Here is a 19,727-nt window from a genome sequence, read left to right on the forward strand (position 1 = left end):
CGCACGTGAACCGAGCCCCCGTCCTGTTGGTCGCCAACCGCGGGGAGATCGCCGTGCGCATTATGCGCACCGCCCGTGATCTGGGCATGACAACCGTCGCCGTCCACCCCGCCGATGACGCGGACAGCCTGCACGTGAGCCTGGCCGACCGGGCGGTCGAACTGCCGGGCCTGGGAGCAGGGGCCTACCTGGACATCGCCGGACTGGCGGCCGTGATCGGCCGCGTGGGCGCCGATTACGTCCACCCCGGTTACGGATTCCTGTCCGAATCCGCCGAGTTCGCCAGGGCGGTCGCCGGCGCCGGCGCCGTATTCGTCGGTCCCCGCCCGGAGGCGATCGAAGCCGTCGGCGATAAGGACAGGGCGAAGACACTGGCCGCAGGACTGGGGATCAACACGATACCGGCCACCGGCGTGCTGGCGGGGCCCGAACAGGCCAGGGCCTTCCAACGTGAGGCCGGGGGCCCGATCGCACTCAAGGCCGTCGCCGGCGGCGGGGGCCGGGGGATCGTGCCGATCGGCCCCGCCGATGATGTCGACGCCCTGTTCGCCAGAGCCGCCGCCGAGGCCGCGGCGGGCTTCGGCGACGAGCGGCTACTGGCCGAACGCTGGCTCACCGGCACCCGCCACATCGAGGTCCAGGCGCTGGGCACAGCCGAGGGGATCAGGATCCTGGGCGATCGGGACTGCTCCCTGCAGCGCCGCCGCCAGAAATTCCTCGAGATCGCCCCGGCCGCGGTGCCCACGGATATCCGGACGGCGATCCACGCGGCCGCAGGCACCCTGCTGGAGGCGATCGACTACACCCAGCTGGCCACCGTCGAATTCCTGGTGACCGACGACGACTGGTTCTTCCTCGAAGTCAACCCGCGTATCCAGGTCGAGCACACGGTGACGGAGGAGGTCCTGGGCATCGACCTGGTGGCCGCCCAGCTGCGTCTGGCCCAGGGACTGGAGATGTCCGCTCTACCGGACGGGCAGCCGACGGGACGGACATCGGTGCAGGCGCGGATCACCGCCGAGCGGATGAGCGCCGACGGCACGGTCCACCCCGCGACGGGCACTCTGGCATCAGCCGACTTCCCCCTGGACCGGCATGTGCGAGTCGACACCTGGGTGCGTTCGGGCACCCGGATCGGCGCGAGCTATGACACCCTACTGGCCAAGCTCATCGTCACGGCCGACGACTTGGAGACGGCCGTGGCCCGACTGGACCGGGCACTGCTGGAGACCCGCATCACGGGGGTGGAGACGAACATCGGCCTGCAGCGCGCGGTCATCGCCGCGGGCCTGCCCGGCCACGCGGATACCGGCACCTTCGATGCGCGCAGCGCCGAACTCGTCGCCTCGATCCCGGAGACCGGAACAGGGCCCGACGCAGCGCCGGCCAAGGCCACAGAGGCGCCCGCCGTCGAGCTGGCCGTGGACGAGACCCCGGTACCCGCCCCACTCTCGGGTACCGTCGTCTCGCTCGAGGCCAGGCCCGGCGAGTTGGGTCTCATCGAGGCGATGAAGATGCACCATGCGATTCCCGCCCCACCCCACACCGCGGCGCGCGCCCTGGTGGCAATCGGCGACACCGTGACCGAGGGCCAGCCCGTGTTCGCGATCGTTGCGGGCAATACCGACCGGACGGGGGATGCGAGCACCGAGCTGGTCGACCACCCGGCAGTGGCAGAGGCCGTGGCCAGGCACGCGGGAACAAGTGATGAGGCACACCCGGCCGACGTGGAGAAGATCCATCGCCGGGGTCGGCGCACGGCCAGGGAGAATCTGGCCGAACTGGTGGTCCCCGGCACGTTCGTCGAATACGGCGGCCTTGCGATCGCCGCCCAGCGGGCCAGGCGCTCGCACGCCGATCTGATCGACCGGACCCGCGGGGACGGGCTGGTCGGCGGGATCGGCACAGTGCGCACGGACCGCGGGGACGTCCGTGCGGTCGTCATGAGCTACGACTACACGGTGCTGGCCGGCACCCAGGGAGCGCGCAACCACGCCAAAACCGACAGACTCCTCCACGTGGCAGGGGACACCGGCCTGCCCATCGTCTTCTTCTGCGAGGGCGGCGGCGGGCGGCCCGGCGACACCGACATCCCTCCGGGTCCCCAGCTCAACGTCGGGACGTTCGCCGCGCTCGCGGGCCTGCGCGGGCGGGTGCCGCTGATCGCGATCGCCTCGGGCCGCTGTTTCGCCGGCAACGCGGCGCTGGCGGGAGTGTGCGATGTGATCATCGCAACGGAGGACCTCAACCTGGGAATGGGCGGCCCGGCGATGATCTCCGGTGGCGGCCTGGGCGACTACCGGCCCGAGGACGTCGGCCCCGTCCGGGTGCACCGTGATTCGGGAGCCGTCGACCTGGTCGTCCCCGGCGACGCCGAGGCCGTGGCCGCCACCCGTGACTACCTGGCCATGTTCGCCGCAGGCGGAGCGGGTGAGGGAGCCGCTGCGGGTGGGCAGGAGGACGCCACCGGTGGAACCGAGCCGGCTGCGCCCGATAGGGCCGCAATCCTACGGGCAGCGGTGCCGGCCGACCGGCTACGTGCCTTCGATATGCGCTCCCTGCTGCGCCATGTCTTCGACGACACCGGTTTCACCGAGCTGCGCTCAGGTGCCCGCGGCGGGGCGATTTGCGGTTTCGCGCGGATCGACGGCGCTCCCATCGGGTTCGTCGCCAATGACAATCGGCACCTGGGCGGGGCCATCGACGTGGACACCGCGCGGAATCTGACCCAGCACCTGCGCCTCGCCGAGTCCTATGGCCTGCCGCTGGTGGCCTTCATCGACACCCCCGGCTTCATGGTCGGGCCCGAAGCCGAGCGGGAGCCCGGCGTGCGCGCCTTCGGCGACCTGTTCTGCGCCGGCGCCGCGCTGACAGTGCCCACCGGCTCCGTGGTGATCCGCAAGGCCTACGGGCTCGGGGCGATGGCGATGAGCTTCGGCTCGCTGCACGAGACCCGTTTCACCGTAGCCTGGCCCTCCGGCGAACTGGGCCCGATGGGGCTCGAGGGCGCGGTGCGCCTGGGGTTCTCCAAGGAGCTGGCCGCGGTGCCGGAAGGCGAGGAACGCGATGCGCTGTTCACCCGGCTGCTCGACCGCCTCTATGAGCAGGGCCGGGCCATGTCGGCGGCCGAGACCTTCGACATCGACGACGTCATCGACCCTGCGGACACCCGGGCGTGGCTGGGCCTGTTGCACGATGAGCGGGGTAGCCGGATCCGGTCCTGAGCGGTCCGCCTAGGATGGGACATCGTGCACTCACGCGATAAACAGATCATCGCCCTGGCGCTGCCCGCCCTGGGCGCCCTGGCGGCCGAACCGGTCTTCCTGTTGGCGGACACCGCGATGGTCGGCCATCTGGGACCGGAGGCCCTCGCCGCGCTGGCCCTGGCAGGGGCCCTGCTGCAGACGGTGCTGGGTCTCATGGTCTTCCTCGCCTACGCCACCACGCCGCGGGTCGCGCGCTTCCTGGGCTCGGGCGATCGACCGGGGGCGATCGGCGCTGGGATCGACGGGATGTGGTTGGCTGCCGCCACCTCGGTCATTCTGGTGGCGGCCGGCCTGCCCCTGCTCGACACGGCACTGGGCTGGTTCAACCCGACCGCCGAGGTCGCGGCCCTGGCCCGGGAATATCTGACGATCTCCTGGTGGGGCCTGCCGTTCATGCTCATCGTGATCGCCGGTACCGGATTGCTGCGCGGGCTGCAGAACACGAAGGTGCCGTTGGCCATCGCGGCGGGTGGTTTCGCCGTCAACATCGCACTCAACGCCCTGTTCATCTACGGCCTCGACCTCGGTGTGGCGGGCTCGGCGCTGGGCACCGTGTGCGCACAGGGGCTCATGTGCCTGACCTATGCGTGGATCGCGGTGCTGGCGGCCCGGCATTACGGTGCCAGGCTGCGGCCGGATTTCCACGGGGTCTTCCATGCCGCGCGGATGTCGGGCTGGCTGCTGCTGCGCAACGCCTCGCTGCGGGCCGCCATCCTGGTGCTGGTCGCCCTTGCCGCAGCTCAGGGGACCGTGCAGCTGGCGGCTGTGCAGGTCGCCCAGACGCTGTTCAACAGCCTGGCCATGGTGCTGGACTCACTGGCGATCGCCGGGCAGGCGCTCATCGGCCTGGAGCTGGGGCGCAGGCGGCGCGCCGAGGTCCACGCCGTGCACCGGCGCCTGATCGGCTGGGGTGTGGGTTTCGGCACCATCACGGGCGTCGTCATGGCCTGTCTGTCGCCCTGGCTTCCGGCGCTGTTCACCTCGGACGAGCACGTCCGGCCCGCATTGACGATCCTGATCCTGGTGCTGGCCGCAAGCCTGCCGCTGGGCGGCTATGTGTTCACCCTCGACGGGGTGCTGATGGGCGCTGAGGATTCCCGCTATCTGGCCCTGGCACAGCTGGGCGCATTCCTGGGATTCGCCCTGCTGTGCTGGCTGGGGCACCTCGCCGGCTGGGGTACCTGGGGCCTGTGGGCCTGCTTCTGCTGGGGCTTCCTGGCCTTCCGTGGGATCGGCCTGGGCCTGCGGATGCGCGGCGATGCCTGGATCGAACGCGCAGAGGCCCGCGGCTAGACTGCCGCGGGCCCCTGCGCGCCGGTGATCAGGAGGGTCGGTGGGGGAGGATGACGTCCTGGTAGACCGCCTCGCCCATCGGGCGGTAGTCGCTCTTCGGGTCGTACCACTCGTCGAAGTCCGCTGTCGTGCCCTTGTCGGAGTAGCCGAGTTCCTTGGCCTTGGCCGTCCACTTTCTGGCGGCCGCCTCGACCCGTTCGGCCAGATCGTCGCCGGCGATACCGGACTCGGCGATCTTCTTGCGGTTCTCCGAGTTGAAGGCCGCCACGTCCTTCTGCAGTGCATCATCGAAGCGTTCGATCTTGCCGCCTGCCTTCTTCGCGGCTGTGACGGCTGCCGCATTGCCGCCGATGCCGGTCTGCAGCTGTCCATGGAAGTGGTCGGCGTAGACGTCGAAGATGATCTGCCGGTAGCCCAGGGGCAGCTCGGCGAACTTCTTGCCGGCGACCAGGGAGCTGGCGCTGCGGGAGATCGACGTGTCGGTCATATAGCCGATATTGGGGGCGACCTCGAACAGCCCGCCCTCGGCCGCGGTGACCAGCTGCGCCAGCGAACAGTCCACGGTGCCCCGCTGCATGGCCTCGAAGGCCTCGGTGTATTCCATGGAGACGGGGGAGGCGCCGATTCGGCTCATCAAGCCACTCTGCGCCTTCGAGGCGATGCGGACCTGCCTGCCCGGATAGTCGGATTCGGAGACCCCGGTCTTCGTGCAAACCGAGTAGTAGCCGCCCGAGGCGATGAAGGGGGCGATCGGGTAGACGCTCTGATCCTCGTATTCCTGGAGTACCTGAGGAGTGTTCCAGGCGACATCGACGCCCACGGCGTTCGTGATCATCTCCCCGGTATAGGGCGAGGACGGAAGCCCACCGAGGGCCTCGCCCACGGCATTGGTGGCGGGGAACTCCGCGGGTTGGTAGACCGGCAGCGCCAGTGCCAGGTCCACGCGCCCGTCGGACAGGGCGTCGAACAGTTCGGAATAGCCGGCGATGGCCTGTCCCCACACCGTGTCGACCTTGATCTTCCCGCCCGAGCGCTCCTCTATGGCCGCGGCCAGGACGTTGCCCGAGGGAGCCTGGATGGAAGCCGCGGACGCCGCCGAGGGCTGGAAGGTCAGTTCCACCTCGGGCAGGTCGGCCAGTGCCGCGTCGATGGTCGCCTGGTCGGCGCCAGACGCATAGCCTCCGCCTCCACCGCCGGCCAGTCCTCCGGAGGTGCCGCCTGCCACGGATCCGGCACAAGCGCTCAGGGCCAGGCTCAGGACGCCGGCTATGAGGGGGAGGCCGAGTGTGCGGAGGCGGCTGCGGCCTGGTTTCATGGGGTTCTGCCTTTCGGAAGGGGACTTGCTGATCACTGGGCGCCTCCTGCGCGTTCGAGCAGAGCGGGGAGCCAGTCGGTCATCTGGGGAACCGCGATCATCAGGACGAGGAACAGGACCGCAACGGGCAGGAACCAGGTCAGGGAGACGAAGACGTCCTTGAGCGTGATGGTCTGGCCCAGGTTCACCGCGGGGTTCTTGGTGATGTTGTGCACGATGAAGGACAGGATGCCCACGGGCGGGGTGATCATACCGAGTTCGCCCAGTAGAACGACGAACACTCCGAACCACAGGGGATTGACATCCATGGCGGACAGGGTGGGCAGCAGGATCGGAACGGTCAGCAGCATCATCGACATGGTGTCGAAGAACATGCCCATCACCAGGTAGAGCAGCACCAGGATGAGCAGGAAGGCGAAGCGGGAGAGACCCAGCCCCGTGATGTACGAGGTGATGGCAGGGGCCAGTCCGGTGATCGCCAGGAGCTTGGTCAGCATCTCGGCGCCGATCATGATGAAGAAGATCGAGGCGGTGGCCGAGACCGTGTTCATGGCGGCTACTGCCACCTTGCCCAGCGGTTTGTCCTTACGGGTGTGGATGAGGGTCAGGATCATCGCGGTGCACGCGGCCGCGGCACCGGCCTCGGTCGGGGTGAAGGCACCGGAGAACATACCGCCGAACAGGACCAGCATGATGACGGGGAAGCCCCAGATCTCCCCGAGCGAGGAGAAGCGTTCCTTCCACGTGGCGGTGGAGCCCCGGGCGGCGCCGGGCCGTCTGCCGACCAGGGAGGGCTTGACGAAACCGATGAGCAGGATGAACAGCGCGAAGGTCACGGCGATGAGGATGCCGGGTACCGCGCCGGCCATGAGCTGGGGGCCGACGGGAACCGATGCGATACCGGCGAAGACCACGAGCAGGATCGACGGGGGGATGAGCGCCCCGGGCAGACCCGCGACGATGACTGTGCCCACCGCCATGCGCTTGTCGTATCCGGCCTTGAGCATTTCGGGGATGCCGGTGCGGCCCAGGGTGTAGGTCATGCCGATGGTCGATCCCGAGACCGACGCCAGGCCGGCTCCGGCTGCCGTGGTGCCGATGCCGATGCCGCCCGGCAGCCAGGAGAACCAGCGGTCTGTGGCGCGGTAGATCTTCGCCGCCATCCCCGACTGGGCCAGCAGCATGCCCATGAAGATGAACATGGGCAGGACCGAGTAAGACCATTTCGAGACGGTGTGGAAGGGTGCGGTGGCCAGGATGTTGACGGTCGCCGGGATGCCGGAGAGGCCGTAGACGCCGATGACCGATGGAATGGCCAGGCTCAGGGCGACGGGGACGGACATGAACATGAGCACCAGCATCATGGCCAGGCACCACAGTCCGGCCACGGGGCCAGTGGGGGAGAGGAAGAAGCCGATGAGGGTGACGGTGAGCAGGACCAGGCAGACGGCGAAGCCGGTGCCGCGTGGTCTGCCACGGCGGTGCGCCCTGGGCAGGAGGGTGGTCGGGCCGGTGCCGGTTCCGGCGGTGCCTGTAGTGGTTGACCGGTCGGCTGGGCTCGCCGTGGTCGTTGCGTCGGGGTTCATAGGGACCTCGGATTCGTACGTGTTGGGATCAGAGCGCCGATTCGGCGGGGTCGACGGTGGCGCTCGCAGTGCGGTCGACGGGGACGAAGACGTCGAGGACGTAGCACAGCGTCATGACGAGGAACACCAGGGGGACCAGGAAGTACACCGGCCAGGTCGTGATCTCGGTGACCCCGGCGGTGGCGCCGATCGTCATCTTCTCGATCGCCTCCCGGAGGCCGAACACCATCAGGCCGGCGCTGAGCAGCCCTCCGGCACATGCGGCGAAGATCTGGCAGGCCCGGGCGGAGGTGGGGCCGAGCCGCTCGGTCAGCAGAGTGACCGTGATGTGTTCGCGTTGCAGGTGGGCCGCGGGGATGCCCAGCAGCGCGATCGCCGGCAACCACCAGAAGGACACGATCTCATTGGTGCCGTAGAGGGGAGCGGAGAAGAGGAACCGGGACAGGGCGTGGGCGATGACGTGGAGCATCATCGCGACCACCGCGATGGCCGTCAACGCGGACAGGATCCGGTTGAGGATGGAATGGGCCTGCTGCATATGAAGCCGCCTTTGCCTTCATGAGGGATGGGATGGTCTGGGGGTGGGAACGGGATCGGCGATGATCCCACTGGATCGAAAGGTGCAGGAGAGCGGAGTCACCTACAATGCATCAGAGTATAGAAAATGCATTTTATGTGCAAGAAGTATGTTTCTGTGTTTCTTCAGGATGTTAGATGCCTGCTCATAAGCGACTACAGTTGCAGACATGGTGAAGATCCTCCCCGTAGACCCGAGCCCGGCCGGCGGCGAGTCGCTGGCACCGTTCCTCGCCGCCAGCGCGAACTGGTCGCTGGACCGTCCCGAACTCACCGCCGCGCAGGCCCTGCGCGATCCACAGCTGTCCGGTTATCTGGCCGGCTGGGGGCGGCCGGGAGATATCGGGGTGCTGGCCGTCGCGGACGATGGTACGGGGGTGCTCGGCGCTGCCTGGGCGCGTATTTTCCCTGCGGCCGAGGCCGGTGCGGGCTTCGTCTCCGAGACGATTCCCGAACTCCTGGTAGCGGTCGATCGGGACAGTCAGGGCTCCGGCCTGGGTACTCGGCTGTTGCATGCGCTGTTCGGGCTGCTGCGCTATAACGGTGCCACCGGGGTGTCGGCCGGTGTCGCACAGACCAACTCGGCCATCGGCCTGTTCGCCCGCCTGGGGTTCCGCGAGGTCGGCACGGGAGAGGGCATCGCGATCCTGCTCAAGGACCTGTGCGCCTGAATCGGCTACTGCGGTAGCAGTCGCTGGACGCTGCGCCTGCCCAGCAGGAACCAGATGATACCGATCGACAGCAATCCCTGGATCGTATTGACGACCACCCCGTGGGGCACGAAGACCAGCACCAACAGGGGCATAACCAGTGCCTGGAGACAGTAGGCAGTCAACGACATGGTGCCGAAGGGCAGTAGGAGCCAGCCCAGGTACTTCTCCAACGGAGTGCGCAGGATGTGGAACAGGGCCAAAAAGCCCGCGAACCACAGGAAGGCCAGAGCCACGCGGCCCGGCATCGTCGGGTTGTTCGAGAAGAAATCGGCAGTGGCGGGCTGGAACCACTGGTAGAAATCCCACAGGCCGATGCGATCCCAGAACCCGGGAGCGTGCACCGTCAGCCCGCTCAGGCTGGTCGTCGTGACGAGCAGGACGACAAGGGTCCAGCCGAAACCGGTCTTCAACCCGGCGCGCCCGCGCAGCCAGGCGCGCACGTCCTCGAACCGATAGCCCATGAGTGCGGCTCCGAAGAAGTACAGCTGCCACTGCAGTTCCGCATCGGGGATCTCCTGGAGGAAACTCAGCGCGTAGACGGCCACGCTGAGCAGGGCGGCCAGCCAGGCCAGGCGCCGGCGGACGAACCACAGGAAGATCGGGGTGACGGCCAGCATGACCGCGTACAGGCGCAAGAAGTAGATCCAGTCGTTGAACGCGTCCATGGTGACCAAATGGCGCAACAGGGCGAACGGAGTCGCCAGCTGGTCCTCGGTCGGCAGCTTGGGCAGGCGGCCATCCCCGCCGACCAACAGGGTGAAGCCGATGATCGCCAAGGAGATGCCGATGCCCCACAGGTAGAGCTTCAGGGCCCGGCGCAGAAGCACCACGGTGAGTTCGCGCAGGGGTTTGGTCCGGCCCTTGTAGGCGCGGATATAGCCGATGAGGAAGCCAGAGACCAGGAAGAAGCCCTCGGCGGCCGAACCCCATAACAGGCCCTTGCCGCTGAGTAGGTACAAAGGCGAGGGCCACATCTGCAGGTGGTCGAGGATGATGACGATGACGAAGAACCCGCGCAGCAGGTCGAGCTCCACGATCCGCCTGCGCACGGGTGAAGCGGGCTGTGGGTCCGGTGGGGTGCCGCCCGCTGCACTGTTCGCCTTGTCGTTCATCATCTCCATGGTAAAGGTAACGGTTGGGTAACACTGGCAGCGGGCTGTCTGCGGGCTGTGGTGGTGGGGCGGGATATCCTTGAAGCGTGTACGAAGCCACAGCCCCCGCCCTCGCCTGCGCCCAGTCCCTGATCCGCTCGATCCCCGATCACCCCGAGCCCGGCATCGTGTTCCGTGACGTGATGCCGCTGTTGGCCGACGGCCCCGCCCTGCACGCCACGGCAGCCGCACTCATCGCCCCGTTCGCCGATTCCTTCGACGCGATTGCCGGCGTGGAGGCCCGCGGGTTCCTGCTGGCCGGCGTGGCGGCCGGACTGTGCGGGTGCGGTCTGGTCCCGATCCGCAAGGCCGGCAAACTTCCCCGGCCGGCCGGGCACCAGGAGTACACGCTCGAATACGGCAGCGCAACCATCGAAATGCAGACGGATCTGCCCGCCGGTTCGCGCATTCTGCTCATCGACGATGTATTGGCCACCGGCGGCACTCTGCGCGCCAGCCGTGAGTTACTGCAGCGGCTGGGATACGTGCACGCGGGGACCGCGGTGCTCTTCGAGATCGCGGACCTGGGCGGGCGGGCGCGCCTGGCCGACGACACCCTGCACACGGTGTTCAGCGCCTGAGAGATCGCCGTGTAGAGGTGTGATGGGACCCACTACTATGGACGCATGAGCGATCCAAAGGCGGACACCGCCGTGCACTTCGACCCCATCCCACCGACCCCGGACAGCCCCGCCGGCCCCCTGCGACACACGACCGAGGGCCCCGTGCGCGGGCTGGCACAGGGGGCGACGGACGCCTGGTACGGGATCCCCTTCGCCGCCCCGCCGGTGGGCGAGCTGCGGTTCCGCAGGCCGGTCCCGCCCGCAATGCGCACGACCGTATTCACTGCGGATTCCTGGGGTCCCGCTCCCGTCCAGACTCCCAGGCCGGAGGCCTTCGGCGGAGTGGGCGAGAACCCGGAGATGGACGAGGACTGTCTGACCCTGACGATCGTCACCCCGCACACGGAATCACACGGGCCCCTGCCCGTGCTCGTGTGGATCTACGGCGGTGCCTTCGCCATCGGCGTCAATCGCAACTACGATGCCAGGGTGCTGGCCGAACGCACCGGCTGTGTCGTGGTCAGCCCCAACTACCGGGTGGGGCCCTTCGGCTTCATCGACTTCAGTGCCCTGTCCGGCCCCGAGCACGTCTTCGAGTCAAATGTCGGCCTCTACGATCAGATCCGTGCCCTGGACTGGGTACGCGAGAACATCGCGGCCTTCGGCGGAGATCCCGCAGCGGTCACGGTGTTCGGCGAATCGGCCGGAGCCATGTCCGTGCTCGCCCTGATGGCCATGCCCGACGCCCACGGGCTGTTCCACCGGGCGATAGCCCAATCCCCGGCCCCGGCCTCCATGCTCTCGGCCGAACAGGCCGGCCGGTGGGCAGAAGTGCTGCTGGACGACCTCGCCACGAATCAGACGAGCAGTGCCGAGCGCGCCCAGCGCCTGGCCCGGGCCTCGGCCGCCGAGCTCCTGCAGGCCTTCGAGGCCCTGAACGAACAGGCCCCCGAGCTGGCACCGGGACTGATGATCTGCGGACCCGTGGTCGACGGGGAGTCACTGCCGAGCGCACCGCTGGCGGCACTGGCCGATGGGAGTGCGGCGGCGGTGCCACTGCTCATCGGCACGAACGACAACGAGGGCACCCTGTTCGCCATCGGAGCGCAGGCCGGGGGAGGGGAGACGATCCCCGTGCTGCCCGAGACCCTCGAGCGCGTCTTCGCCGCGGCACCCGGCTGGCCCGAGGTACTCGCGGCCTACCCCGACTACCCCCGCGACGCGCCCCGACTCGGCGGTGACGCGGTCTTCTGGTACCCCACGGTGTGCGCGGCGGAACTGCACGCGCGCCACAACCCGGTCTGGCTCTACCGTTTCGACTATGTCTCGGAGGACCCCCGGTTCGGTGCCTTCGGGGCGACCCACGGAGCCGAGATCCCCCACGTCTTCGGGCGCTCGCGGGCAACGGTCATGGCAGAGGGGGACTCCGCCGGCGACAGCCGTGATGCGCGGTTCTCCGCCCGGATGATGGACCTCTGGGGCTCCTTCGCGCGGACCGGGCAGCCAGGTGGCGACTGGCCCGGCTTCGACGAGCGCGAACGCCGCACGTTGATCCTCGATGTGCAGCCGCGGGTGGAGTCCGATCCCCGCTCCGCCCGGCGCGCCGCCCTGGCGGCCTATGTACAGGGAGCCACCGGGGACTAGGCCCGGCCGTCGGCCGAGTGGGCGGCCAATTCGTCGTCGACGACGGCGGACTTGGCCGCCCGGAAGCCCAAGAGGGCCAGGACCAGTCCCAGGATGATGAGGACCACCAGAATCGGCGTCCAGCCGCCGATCGCACCGTGGACGGTGCCGACCAGGAACGGTCCCGCGGCCGCCAGCAGATAGCCCACCGGCTGCGCGAAGCCGGACAGCCGCGCGGTGACCATGGGGTCGCGGGTGCGCGCTGTGATCAGGCTCAGCGCGGTGGGGAAGCACAGGCCACCCAGGCCCAACAGCACCGCCCAGGCCAGCCAACCGGCAGCCGGCGCCACCAGGATGCCCGCATAGCCGGCCGTCATCAGCAGGGCGAACAGGACCGTGAATGGCCACAGGTTCTTCGCCCGCGCGGTGATCGTCGGCATCACCAGACCGCCCAGGATCTGCATGAAGCCCGTGATCGCCAGCGCGAGCGAGGCCTGGGATGCCGAAGCGCCACCGTCACCGAGCATTGTGGGCAGCCAGCCCATCTGGATATAGGCATTCATCGACTGCAGACCGAAGAACAGCATGATGGCCACGGCCGTCGGCGACTTCCAGATGCGGGTGTGGGCGGCCCTGTCCGTTGCAGTCGCCGGTGGCAGGTCGTAGCCGGCCCTGGGCCAGACGAAGACCCACACGAGCAATTGGACGGCTCCGGCGATCGCCCATACGGCCAGTCCCCAGCGCCAACCGTCGGCGCGGGCCCCGAACGGCAGCGCAGTCAGCGGGGCGATCGTCGAGCCCACGCCCAACAGCGTCGAATACACGGTCATGAGCGCCACGGTGCGGACCCCGCCGTGACGCTTGATGAAGGCCGGCAGCAGCACATTGCCAACGGCGATGCCGATGACGCACAGTCCGGTCAGGAACACGAACGACCAGATGCCGCCCACCCAGGGCCGCAGTGCCAGTCCCACCAGCTCGATCAGCATGCCCAGGGTCAACGCGCCGGTCAGACCGGTCCGCCGTGCGATCGGAACCGCCAGCACTCCGAATACCGCGAAGCACAGGCCAGGCAGCGCGGTGAGCGATCCGGCCAGGGTGGGGGTGCCGCCCAGCTCGCCCACCGCCTGATCCAACACCGCTCCCAAGGAGGCCACAGCGGGCCGGAGATTGAACGCCGCAACGAACACGGCGATGGCCACCAGGCCGGCGGGTACCAGAGGGGACAGGGGATCCTGCCGGCCCAGCGGCGGGCGTGCGGCAGGAGGGACAGCGGCGTCATTGCGTTTCATCACTTCGCCAAGTTATCAAGCCATCGAACCGCGCGGACACCCAGTCCACGTCCGGCAGCTGCCAGGCGTGGTCTAAGCTCACAGACATGACGATGACGCCACAGCCCAGTTCCACCCGGACTCCCACGCCCCAGACCTCCGACGAGGGCCCGCATGCGGCGGACCCCGCCGACCTGGCCCACCGTCGGCGCAGGGTCAAGGGCATCGTCAATCTGCGCGACCTGGGCTCCATCCCCGTCGCCGGAGGACGCATCGCATCGGGTCTGCTCTACCGTTCGGCCGGGCTGAACAGGCTGCGCCCGGAATCCTTCGCAGACTTTACCGCCCTGGGCATCGAACGAGTCTACGATCTACGGACCGGCCCGGAGCGCGACCACGCCCCGGATAAGCACCCGGCCGGGGTCAGCCTGAGCGTATGCGATGTCCTGGCCGACAGCGAACACTCCGCGGCAGCCCACACCGGATCGGCCTCCCAGGACCCAGCGCAGGTCGCCCGCTTTCTGCGCGCCCAACCGGAGGGCGCCTACCTCAAACGGTCGTACCGCGACTTCGTGATCCTGCCCAGTGCCAGGCGCGCCTACCGCGAGCTGTTCACCGCGCTCGCCGCACCGGAAGCCGGCGGGGCGGCCCTGTTCCACTGCACGGCGGGCAAGGACCGGACCGGCTGGGCGGTGGCCTCGCTCCTGCTCCTGCTGGGCGCGGATCCCGATGACGTCCTCGCCGACTACCTGGCCACGAACGTGGACTACCTGCCCAGGCAGGAGGGGTACCTGGAGCGCGCCGAGGCCCAGGGCATCCCGCGCGATCTGCTACTGCCCATGCTCGAGGTCAGACCGGAGTACCTGGAGACCTCACTGGCCCAGGTGCGCCAGGACTTCGGCGGAATCCGCGGCTACTTCGTCGATGGGCTCGGACTGGCAGACGACACGCTGGAACGGCTGGGGGAGCGCTTCGTGTCCTAGCCAGGCGGGCCCGGGCACTCAGCGTTCGACCAGTACTCCGTCGGAGTCGGCCCAGACGTGCTTGCCCGGAGTGAACAGCACCCCGTCGATGGTCACGGGCACGTCGACCTCGCCGGCGCCGTCCTTGGCCGACTTGCGGGGATTCGATCCGAGCGCCTTGAGTCCCAAGTCGAGCGCGCCGATCTGGGCGCGGTCGCGGATTGCCCCGTTGACGATCACCCCTGCCCAGCCGTTGGCCGCTGCCGCGGCTGCGATGAGATCGCCGACCAGGGCCGATTCCAATGCGCCCCCGCCGTCGACCACCAGCACGGCGCCATCGCCGGGGGTGTTGAGGACCTGCTTGACCAGCGCGTTGTCACGGTGGCAGCGCACCGTGCGCACCGGACCGTCGAAACTGGAACGTCCTCCGATGGATGCCAGTTGTAGGGACAGGGAATCGAGTTCTTCGCCGCGCAGATCGTATAGGTCGGCAGTCGTCATGCTCATGTGTGACAGGTTACAGGCCCGCCCTGGCACGGTCCGGCCGGCGGTAGGATGGTCCGGTGCCATCTCCACGCCTCATTGCCACAGACCTCGACGGAACCCTGCTCGATCCCAGCGGACATGTCAGTCCGCGGACCAGGGCGGCCCTGGACGCCGCACGGGCGGCCGGTGTCCCCGTGGTGCCCGTGACCGCCCGCAACCCCAATGGACTACGGGCGATCGGCGCGGAAACCGGCTTCGATTCCTGGGCCCTGTGCGGCAATGGGGCCTACGGCCTCGACCTGGCCACCGGCCGTGTCCTGTACACGGTCGAGGCCGCCCCCGAAATCCTCACCCCGTTCGCCACCGCCCTGTCCAGCCGGGTCCCCGGCGTGGTCTTCGGCGCGATCAGGGACGCCGGCGAAGGATTCGTAGCCGAGCCCGGTTATGCCGCACTGTCGAGTTTCGACGATCACAAACGCGATCCGCACACGATGCACGGTTCCACCCGGGCCGAGGTGGTGGGTGCCGCCAGCCTCAAACTGGTCTTCCGCCACGCCACGGTCTCCACCGCCGAGCTGTTCGCAGCTGCCAGGGGGCTGGGACTGAGCGGTTTCGAGATGACCCTGTCGGGCGCGCCCTTCGTCGAGCTCATGGCTGCCGGAGTGACCAAGGCCAGCGGCCTCGACCGGCTGTGCGCCCACCTGGGAATCAACCGCAGCGACGTCGTGGCCTTCGGTGACGGTCTCAACGATGTCGACATGCTGGCCTGGGCCGGCACAGGCTACGCGGTCGCCAACGCGGGCGAGGCCGTGCGGGCAGCGGCAGACCTCGTGGCGCCGTCGAACGCCGAGGACGGATTCGCCGCGATCGTGGAGGACCTGCTGGCCTGATCCTGCAGGCTCCCGACTCCGCGTCGTCGCTGCGGAGCCGGGGCTCAGGCCCGGGTGGCGATGAGGAACCCCAGATAGACCGCATAGGCGGCGATGAAGAGGAACCCCTCCGTCCGTGAGATCCGTCGGCCGGTGAGGAAGACCGGAATGCACAGTACGGCGACGGCAACCATGATCGGGATGTCGAGGCTCACCAGAGTGGGGTCGATGTGCACGGTCCCCGGGGTCACGAGCAAAGAGACACCCAGGACCAGGGTCAGGTTGAACGTCGAGGAACCGATCAGGTTGCCGATGGCGATATCGCGCTCGCCGCGGATCGTCGAGAGCAGGGTTGTGGCCAATTCCGGGGCACTGGTGCCGATCGCCACGATCGTCAGGCCGATGAAGGCGTCGGAGACCCCCGCCGCACGCGCCAGTTCCTCTGCTCCACCCACCAGCCAATCGGCGCCCTTGACGATGACGAACAGTCCGATGGCCAGCAACACCAGCTGGCCGGGCAGGTACCAGCGGCCGGCGTTCGTCGTCCGTGTCCGTGCAGCGGTGGGGATAGCCTTGTCGCCCGGTGCCGCCGGGACCAGGGGCACCGGGCCGGTGCGGGCATCGAGGCCGGCGGAGACCTCGGCCTCCGTATGTGCGATTTCGGGCCCTGCGCCGGCGGCCCGCTGCCGGCGGACATAGACGATGAGCAGGGCTGTGTAGGCCAGGGCCGAGGCGAAGAGGACCGCCCCGTCGAACGTGCTCAGGGTGCCGTCGGCGGCCAGTGCCCAGAACAGCAGCGAGGCCACGACGATCGTGGGCAGGTCCAGCCGCAGGGTCTGCCTGTCCAGGGGCAGGGGGAGCAGAGCGGCGGACAGCCCCAGGAGCAGCAGGATGTTGACGACGTTCGTACCAGCGATATTGCCGATCGCCAGGGATCCGGTGCCCGCGTGGATCGCATCGATCCCCACGGCCAGTTCGGGTGCCGACGTGCCGATGGACACGACGGTCAGTCCGATGACGATGGGCGGGATGCCCAGGCGGGATGCGATCTTCGAGCCAGAGCGCACGACGAGTTCGGCACCGCCGATCAGGGCGGTGAGGCCGATGAGCAGGCTGAGGATCGGGGCGATCATGGTATCGAGCCTACTGGGGTCCCGGGACGTGGGGAGGAGAGTCCGAAGAACGTTTTCCGGCGTCTTGGGATTCGAGCAGAGTGCGCAGATCCGCGATCTCCGCGCGCAGGGCCTCGACCTGGGCCCCGGTGGCGTGTTCGGCGGCCGTCGTGGCCCGGTTGGTCTCCGCGGACACGCGTTCGACGATCCACGATGACAGGGTCGCCGTCACGGTTCCGATCAGGGCGATGCCCCCGACCATCAGGCCCGCGGCGATGATGCGGCCGGCGGTGGTCACGGGGATGAACTCGCCGTAGCCCACGGTCGTCATGGTCTCGAATGCCCACCACAGGGCCTGGCCGAAGGTGTCGATCGTACCGTGGCCGTTCTCCGCGTCGAGCACTGCGAGCGCGGCGATCAGGATCGTCAGCAGGGAGGCCCCCACGGTGTAGGCGAGGACCCGGCCGCGCAGCATGTTCCCTGCCCCGCGTTGGATTAGGGAGAGCACGGTGAGGAAGCGCATCAGTCGCAGGGGTCGGAACATCGGCAGGGCGACGATGAGCAGGTCGAGCAGGTGCCGGGCGAACCACCGCAGGCGGTGTTCGGCCAGGCACAGGCACACCAGGTAGTCGAGTGCGAACAACAGCCACGTCACTCGGATGGCGAGCTCCGCACCAGCCGTGATCTGCGGATGGGCCTTGTCGATCACCTGCAGGGCATAGGCGATGAGGAAGACGAGGGCCGCCGCCATCAGGGGCCATTCGGTGAAGCGCTGCCAGCGGGCCAGGCGGGATCCGTACATGCGTCCATCGTATGGCCGGTGTCCGGTCGGGTTCTGAAGGGTGTGGCGAGTGGCGCCTCACAGTGCGATGGATAGTTTGTTGAGGCTATCCTGTGAATATGAATGACGTTCCAGCTGCGGCTTTGACGGATCCGGAACCCGATGCGGGGCAGGTCGCCCTGCAGGATGAACTATCGGGCTATCTGAGTGGGCACACCACCGTCGGAGCACCCGCCGGGTACTACATCCACGGCCCTGCGGGGCGGGGCAAGACCTGGCTGGCGGGGCGGGCGTTCGCTGCCGCACCGGTGCCCGATGATGCCAAGGTGCGCATCCACTTCCATTCCTTCTTCGAGCGGATGCAGCGTGGACTGGCCGGGCGGGGCAGCAGCCGCAGTGCCATCGAACAGACGGTGGACGCGCTGCTCGACGGCATCCGGTTGTGCTTCTTCGACGAGCTGCACATCCACGATCCGGGTGGGGCGTCGTTGCTCAATCACCTCTTGGCGGAATTGGTGGACCGCTCGGTTCCGACGCTCATCACCTCCAACTACGAACCGGAGGGACTCCTGCCGCACCGGCTCTACCACCATGTGGCAGTGCCGGGCATCCGGACGATCAGGGAGAACTTCGAGGTCCGTCTGCTCGACGGGGGAGTGGACTATCGGCGTCCCGGCTCAGGCTCCGAGCGCTTCGCCCGCGGGTCCTGGATCGTTGCGCCTGCTGGGCACGGCGGCCTCGCGGCACTGACCGCCGCCGGTCTGCGCGCCCCGACCGGGGAGGAGGCGACATCCGTGCTCAAGGCGCACCACGCTTTGCGCGCCAGGGCCGTGCGCGGACGGGAGGTCTGGTTCGACTTCGCGGATCTGCTGGAGGTCGGCAGTGTCAGTGGGGACTATCTCGAGTTGGCCCGACGGTTCGACGCCTGGGTCGTCACCGGGGTGCCGGCGGTCTCCGGAATGAGCAGAAATGCGCGCAAGCGCCTGGTGGATCTGCTCGATGTGCTCGTCGATGCCGATCGGATGCTGACGGTGGTGGCCAGTGTGCCGCGGACTGAGTTCGTCGACATGGAGCGGGCGCTGCCGGCAGATATGTTCCGGGCTCAGAGCCGGCTCGCCATGCTGCGCGAACAGCCCGCGGAGGGCATGCGCGCGGCGGCGGTGGAGGGTCGACTCCAGCCCGGAAAGCGTGGTGCCGGGCGGCTCAGCTGAAGGAGGGCTGCCCGGTCCATGAGGTCAGGCCGCCGTCCACCGGCAGAGTCACCCCGGTGATGAAGGAGGCGTCGGGAGAGGCGAGGAAGGCCGCTGCCGCTGCGATCTCGCTGGGCTGGGCCACCCGGCCCAGGGGGATCGAGGTGGCATAGGCCTCGCGGACCTCGGGCTTGGAGTCGAGTACCGGCTGCAGGGCGGGGGTGGCCACCGGCCCAGGGGCGACGGCGTTGACGCGGACTCCGGAGTGGCCGTAGTCGACGGCCATCGAGCGGGTCAGATTGATGACCGCGCCCTTGGCGGCGTTATAGGCGGCCATCGCAGGATCCCCACCCATCCCGGAGATCGAGGCGGTGGAGACGATCGAACCGTGGGAGGCGATGAGGTGGGGCAGCGCTGCGCGGGCGGTGTGGAAGACGCCGCCCAGGTCGATCGACATGATGCGGTTCCAACCCGCATCGTCGGTTTCCGTCACACTGCCGAACAGGCCGATGCCGGCATTGGCGACGAGTACGTCGAGGCGCCCGTGCTCCTGGGCGATTCCGTCGATTGCCGCTGTCACGGCTGCGGGGTCGGAGACATCGAGGATGATCGTGTGGAAGCGTCCGGCCAGTTCCGCATCCAGCCCGCCGGTGAAGCCGTCGATATTGGCCTGTGAGACATCGGCGGCGACGACGGTGGCACCTTCGGCCAGGAAGCGGCTGGATTCCGCGGCTCCGATTCCGGAGACGCCCCCGGTGATGAAGACGACCTTGTCCTGGAAGCGAGGCGTATGTGTCATGGTTTCCCCTGTTCTCCGTAAATGCTGCGTACGCAGCTGTTAACGGGGGGTGTCCCTATGTTCTTTGTCAAGCGATTCGGTAGATTTTTCCCGGAATCCGCTTGACTCAGTTTGGGGCGTGCTGGGGTGACCGGTTGACCGTGTAGTTCGTCGTCACGGTGCCACCAGTTG

At 68.4% G+C, this 19,727-nt stretch carries 17 protein-coding genes; 8 read left to right on the forward strand and 9 right to left on the reverse strand.

Annotation, left to right across the window (positions count from 1 at the left end; all coding sequences use genetic code 11):
• Positions 1–5 precede the first annotated feature (5 nt).
• Together NQ036_RS12135 and NQ036_RS12140 are read left to right on the forward strand one after the other, a co-directional pair.
• Entirely contained in the window at positions 6–3,224 is a 3,219-nt protein-coding gene (locus tag NQ036_RS12135) for a carboxyl transferase domain-containing protein (protein ID WP_257059289.1), read from the forward strand.
• Between the two features lie 24 nt (positions 3,225–3,248).
• Positions 3,249–4,559, forward strand: coding sequence for an MATE family efflux transporter (locus tag NQ036_RS12140; protein ID WP_257059292.1), 1,311 nt, complete (start codon positions 3,249–3,251; stop codon positions 4,557–4,559).
• A 28-nt stretch (positions 4,560–4,587) separates the two neighbouring features.
• On the opposite strand, the gene NQ036_RS12145 is transcribed toward NQ036_RS12140, so the two are convergent.
• Genes NQ036_RS12145 through NQ036_RS12155 form a run of 3 tightly spaced genes read right to left on the reverse strand, consistent with a single transcriptional unit; the run spans position 4,588 to position 7,998 of the window.
• Positions 4,588–5,874: a C4-dicarboxylate ABC transporter substrate-binding protein gene (locus tag NQ036_RS12145; protein ID WP_257059293.1), complete on the reverse strand. Its 1,287-nt coding sequence runs from the start codon at positions 5,872–5,874 to the stop codon at positions 4,588–4,590.
• Positions 5,875–5,906: 32 nt separating this feature from the next.
• A complete protein-coding gene (locus NQ036_RS12150; protein ID WP_257059294.1) occupies positions 5,907–7,460 on the reverse strand; it encodes a TRAP transporter large permease in 1,554 nt (517 codons plus the stop codon).
• A gap of 28 nt (positions 7,461–7,488) precedes the next feature.
• A complete protein-coding gene (locus NQ036_RS12155) occupies positions 7,489–7,998 on the reverse strand; it encodes a TRAP transporter small permease (RefSeq protein ID WP_257059295.1) in 510 nt (169 codons plus the stop codon).
• Positions 7,999–8,206: 208 nt separating this feature from the next.
• Between NQ036_RS12155 and NQ036_RS12160 the strand changes: the two genes are divergently transcribed.
• Positions 8,207–8,707, forward strand: a complete 501-nt coding sequence (locus NQ036_RS12160) for a GNAT family N-acetyltransferase (RefSeq protein WP_257046596.1) — start codon at positions 8,207–8,209, stop codon at positions 8,705–8,707.
• A 5-nt stretch (positions 8,708–8,712) separates the two neighbouring features.
• Here NQ036_RS12160 and opgC read toward each other — a convergent pair whose 3' ends face one another.
• Complete coding sequence (opgC, locus tag NQ036_RS12165) at positions 8,713–9,861, reverse strand: OpgC domain-containing protein (RefSeq protein WP_257059297.1); 1,149 nt, start codon at positions 9,859–9,861, stop codon at positions 8,713–8,715.
• Positions 9,862–9,947: 86 nt separating this feature from the next.
• Here opgC and NQ036_RS12170 point away from each other — a divergent pair, with 86 nt between their 5' ends.
• Positions 9,948–10,481 carry an adenine phosphoribosyltransferase gene (locus NQ036_RS12170; protein WP_257059298.1) on the forward strand — a complete coding sequence of 178 codons (534 nt, stop codon included), beginning with the start codon at positions 9,948–9,950 and terminating at the stop codon, positions 10,479–10,481.
• A 45-nt stretch (positions 10,482–10,526) separates the two neighbouring features.
• A complete protein-coding gene (locus tag NQ036_RS12175; RefSeq protein WP_257059300.1) occupies positions 10,527–12,107 on the forward strand; it encodes a carboxylesterase/lipase family protein in 1,581 nt (526 codons plus the stop codon).
• Here the strand turns inward: NQ036_RS12175 and NQ036_RS12180 are convergent.
• Complete coding sequence (locus NQ036_RS12180; RefSeq protein WP_257059310.1) at positions 12,104–13,378, reverse strand: MFS transporter; 1,275 nt, start codon at positions 13,376–13,378, stop codon at positions 12,104–12,106. The genes NQ036_RS12175 and NQ036_RS12180 overlap by 4 nt on opposite strands.
• Before the next feature lie 86 nt (positions 13,379–13,464).
• On the opposite strand from NQ036_RS12180, the gene NQ036_RS12185 reads away from it, so the two are divergent.
• Entirely contained in the window at positions 13,465–14,340 is an 876-nt protein-coding gene (locus tag NQ036_RS12185; RefSeq protein WP_257059302.1) for a tyrosine-protein phosphatase, read from the forward strand.
• 18 nt (positions 14,341–14,358) lie between these two features.
• Here NQ036_RS12185 and rraA read toward each other — a convergent pair whose 3' ends face one another.
• Entirely contained in the window at positions 14,359–14,826 is a 468-nt protein-coding gene (gene rraA / locus NQ036_RS12190; RefSeq protein ID WP_257046591.1) for a ribonuclease E activity regulator RraA, read from the reverse strand.
• Between the two features lie 56 nt (positions 14,827–14,882).
• Between rraA and NQ036_RS12195 the strand changes: the two genes are divergently transcribed.
• Positions 14,883–15,695 carry an HAD family hydrolase gene (locus tag NQ036_RS12195; RefSeq protein ID WP_257046590.1) on the forward strand — a complete coding sequence of 271 codons (813 nt, stop codon included), beginning with the start codon at positions 14,883–14,885 and terminating at the stop codon, positions 15,693–15,695.
• Positions 15,696–15,739: 44 nt separating this feature from the next.
• On the opposite strand, the gene NQ036_RS12200 is transcribed toward NQ036_RS12195, so the two are convergent.
• Both NQ036_RS12200 and NQ036_RS12205 read right to left on the reverse strand, forming a co-directional pair.
• Entirely contained in the window at positions 15,740–16,807 is a 1,068-nt protein-coding gene (locus NQ036_RS12200) for a calcium/sodium antiporter (protein ID WP_257059304.1), read from the reverse strand.
• Between the two features lie 10 nt (positions 16,808–16,817).
• Positions 16,818–17,588 (reverse strand): potassium channel family protein, encoded by a 771-nt coding sequence (locus NQ036_RS12205; RefSeq protein WP_257046588.1) that lies wholly within the window; start codon positions 17,586–17,588, stop codon positions 16,818–16,820.
• Between the two features lie 98 nt (positions 17,589–17,686).
• Between NQ036_RS12205 and zapE the strand changes: the two genes are divergently transcribed.
• The gene (gene zapE / locus NQ036_RS12210) at positions 17,687–18,778 is read left to right on the forward strand and encodes a cell division protein ZapE (protein ID WP_257059306.1); all 1,092 of its coding nucleotides are present in this window, start codon (positions 17,687–17,689) and stop codon (positions 18,776–18,778) included.
• Here the strand turns inward: zapE and NQ036_RS12215 are convergent.
• Entirely contained in the window at positions 18,771–19,556 is a 786-nt protein-coding gene (locus NQ036_RS12215) for an SDR family NAD(P)-dependent oxidoreductase (protein ID WP_257046586.1), read from the reverse strand. The two genes, zapE and NQ036_RS12215, sit on opposite strands and share 8 nt — an antisense overlap.
• Positions 19,557–19,727 lie beyond the last annotated feature (171 nt).

The sequence above is a fragment of the Brevibacterium sp. 91QC2O2 genome (genome assembly GCF_024580695.1).
Taxonomy (GTDB): Bacteria; Actinomycetota; Actinomycetes; order Actinomycetales; family Brevibacteriaceae; genus Brevibacterium; species Brevibacterium moorei.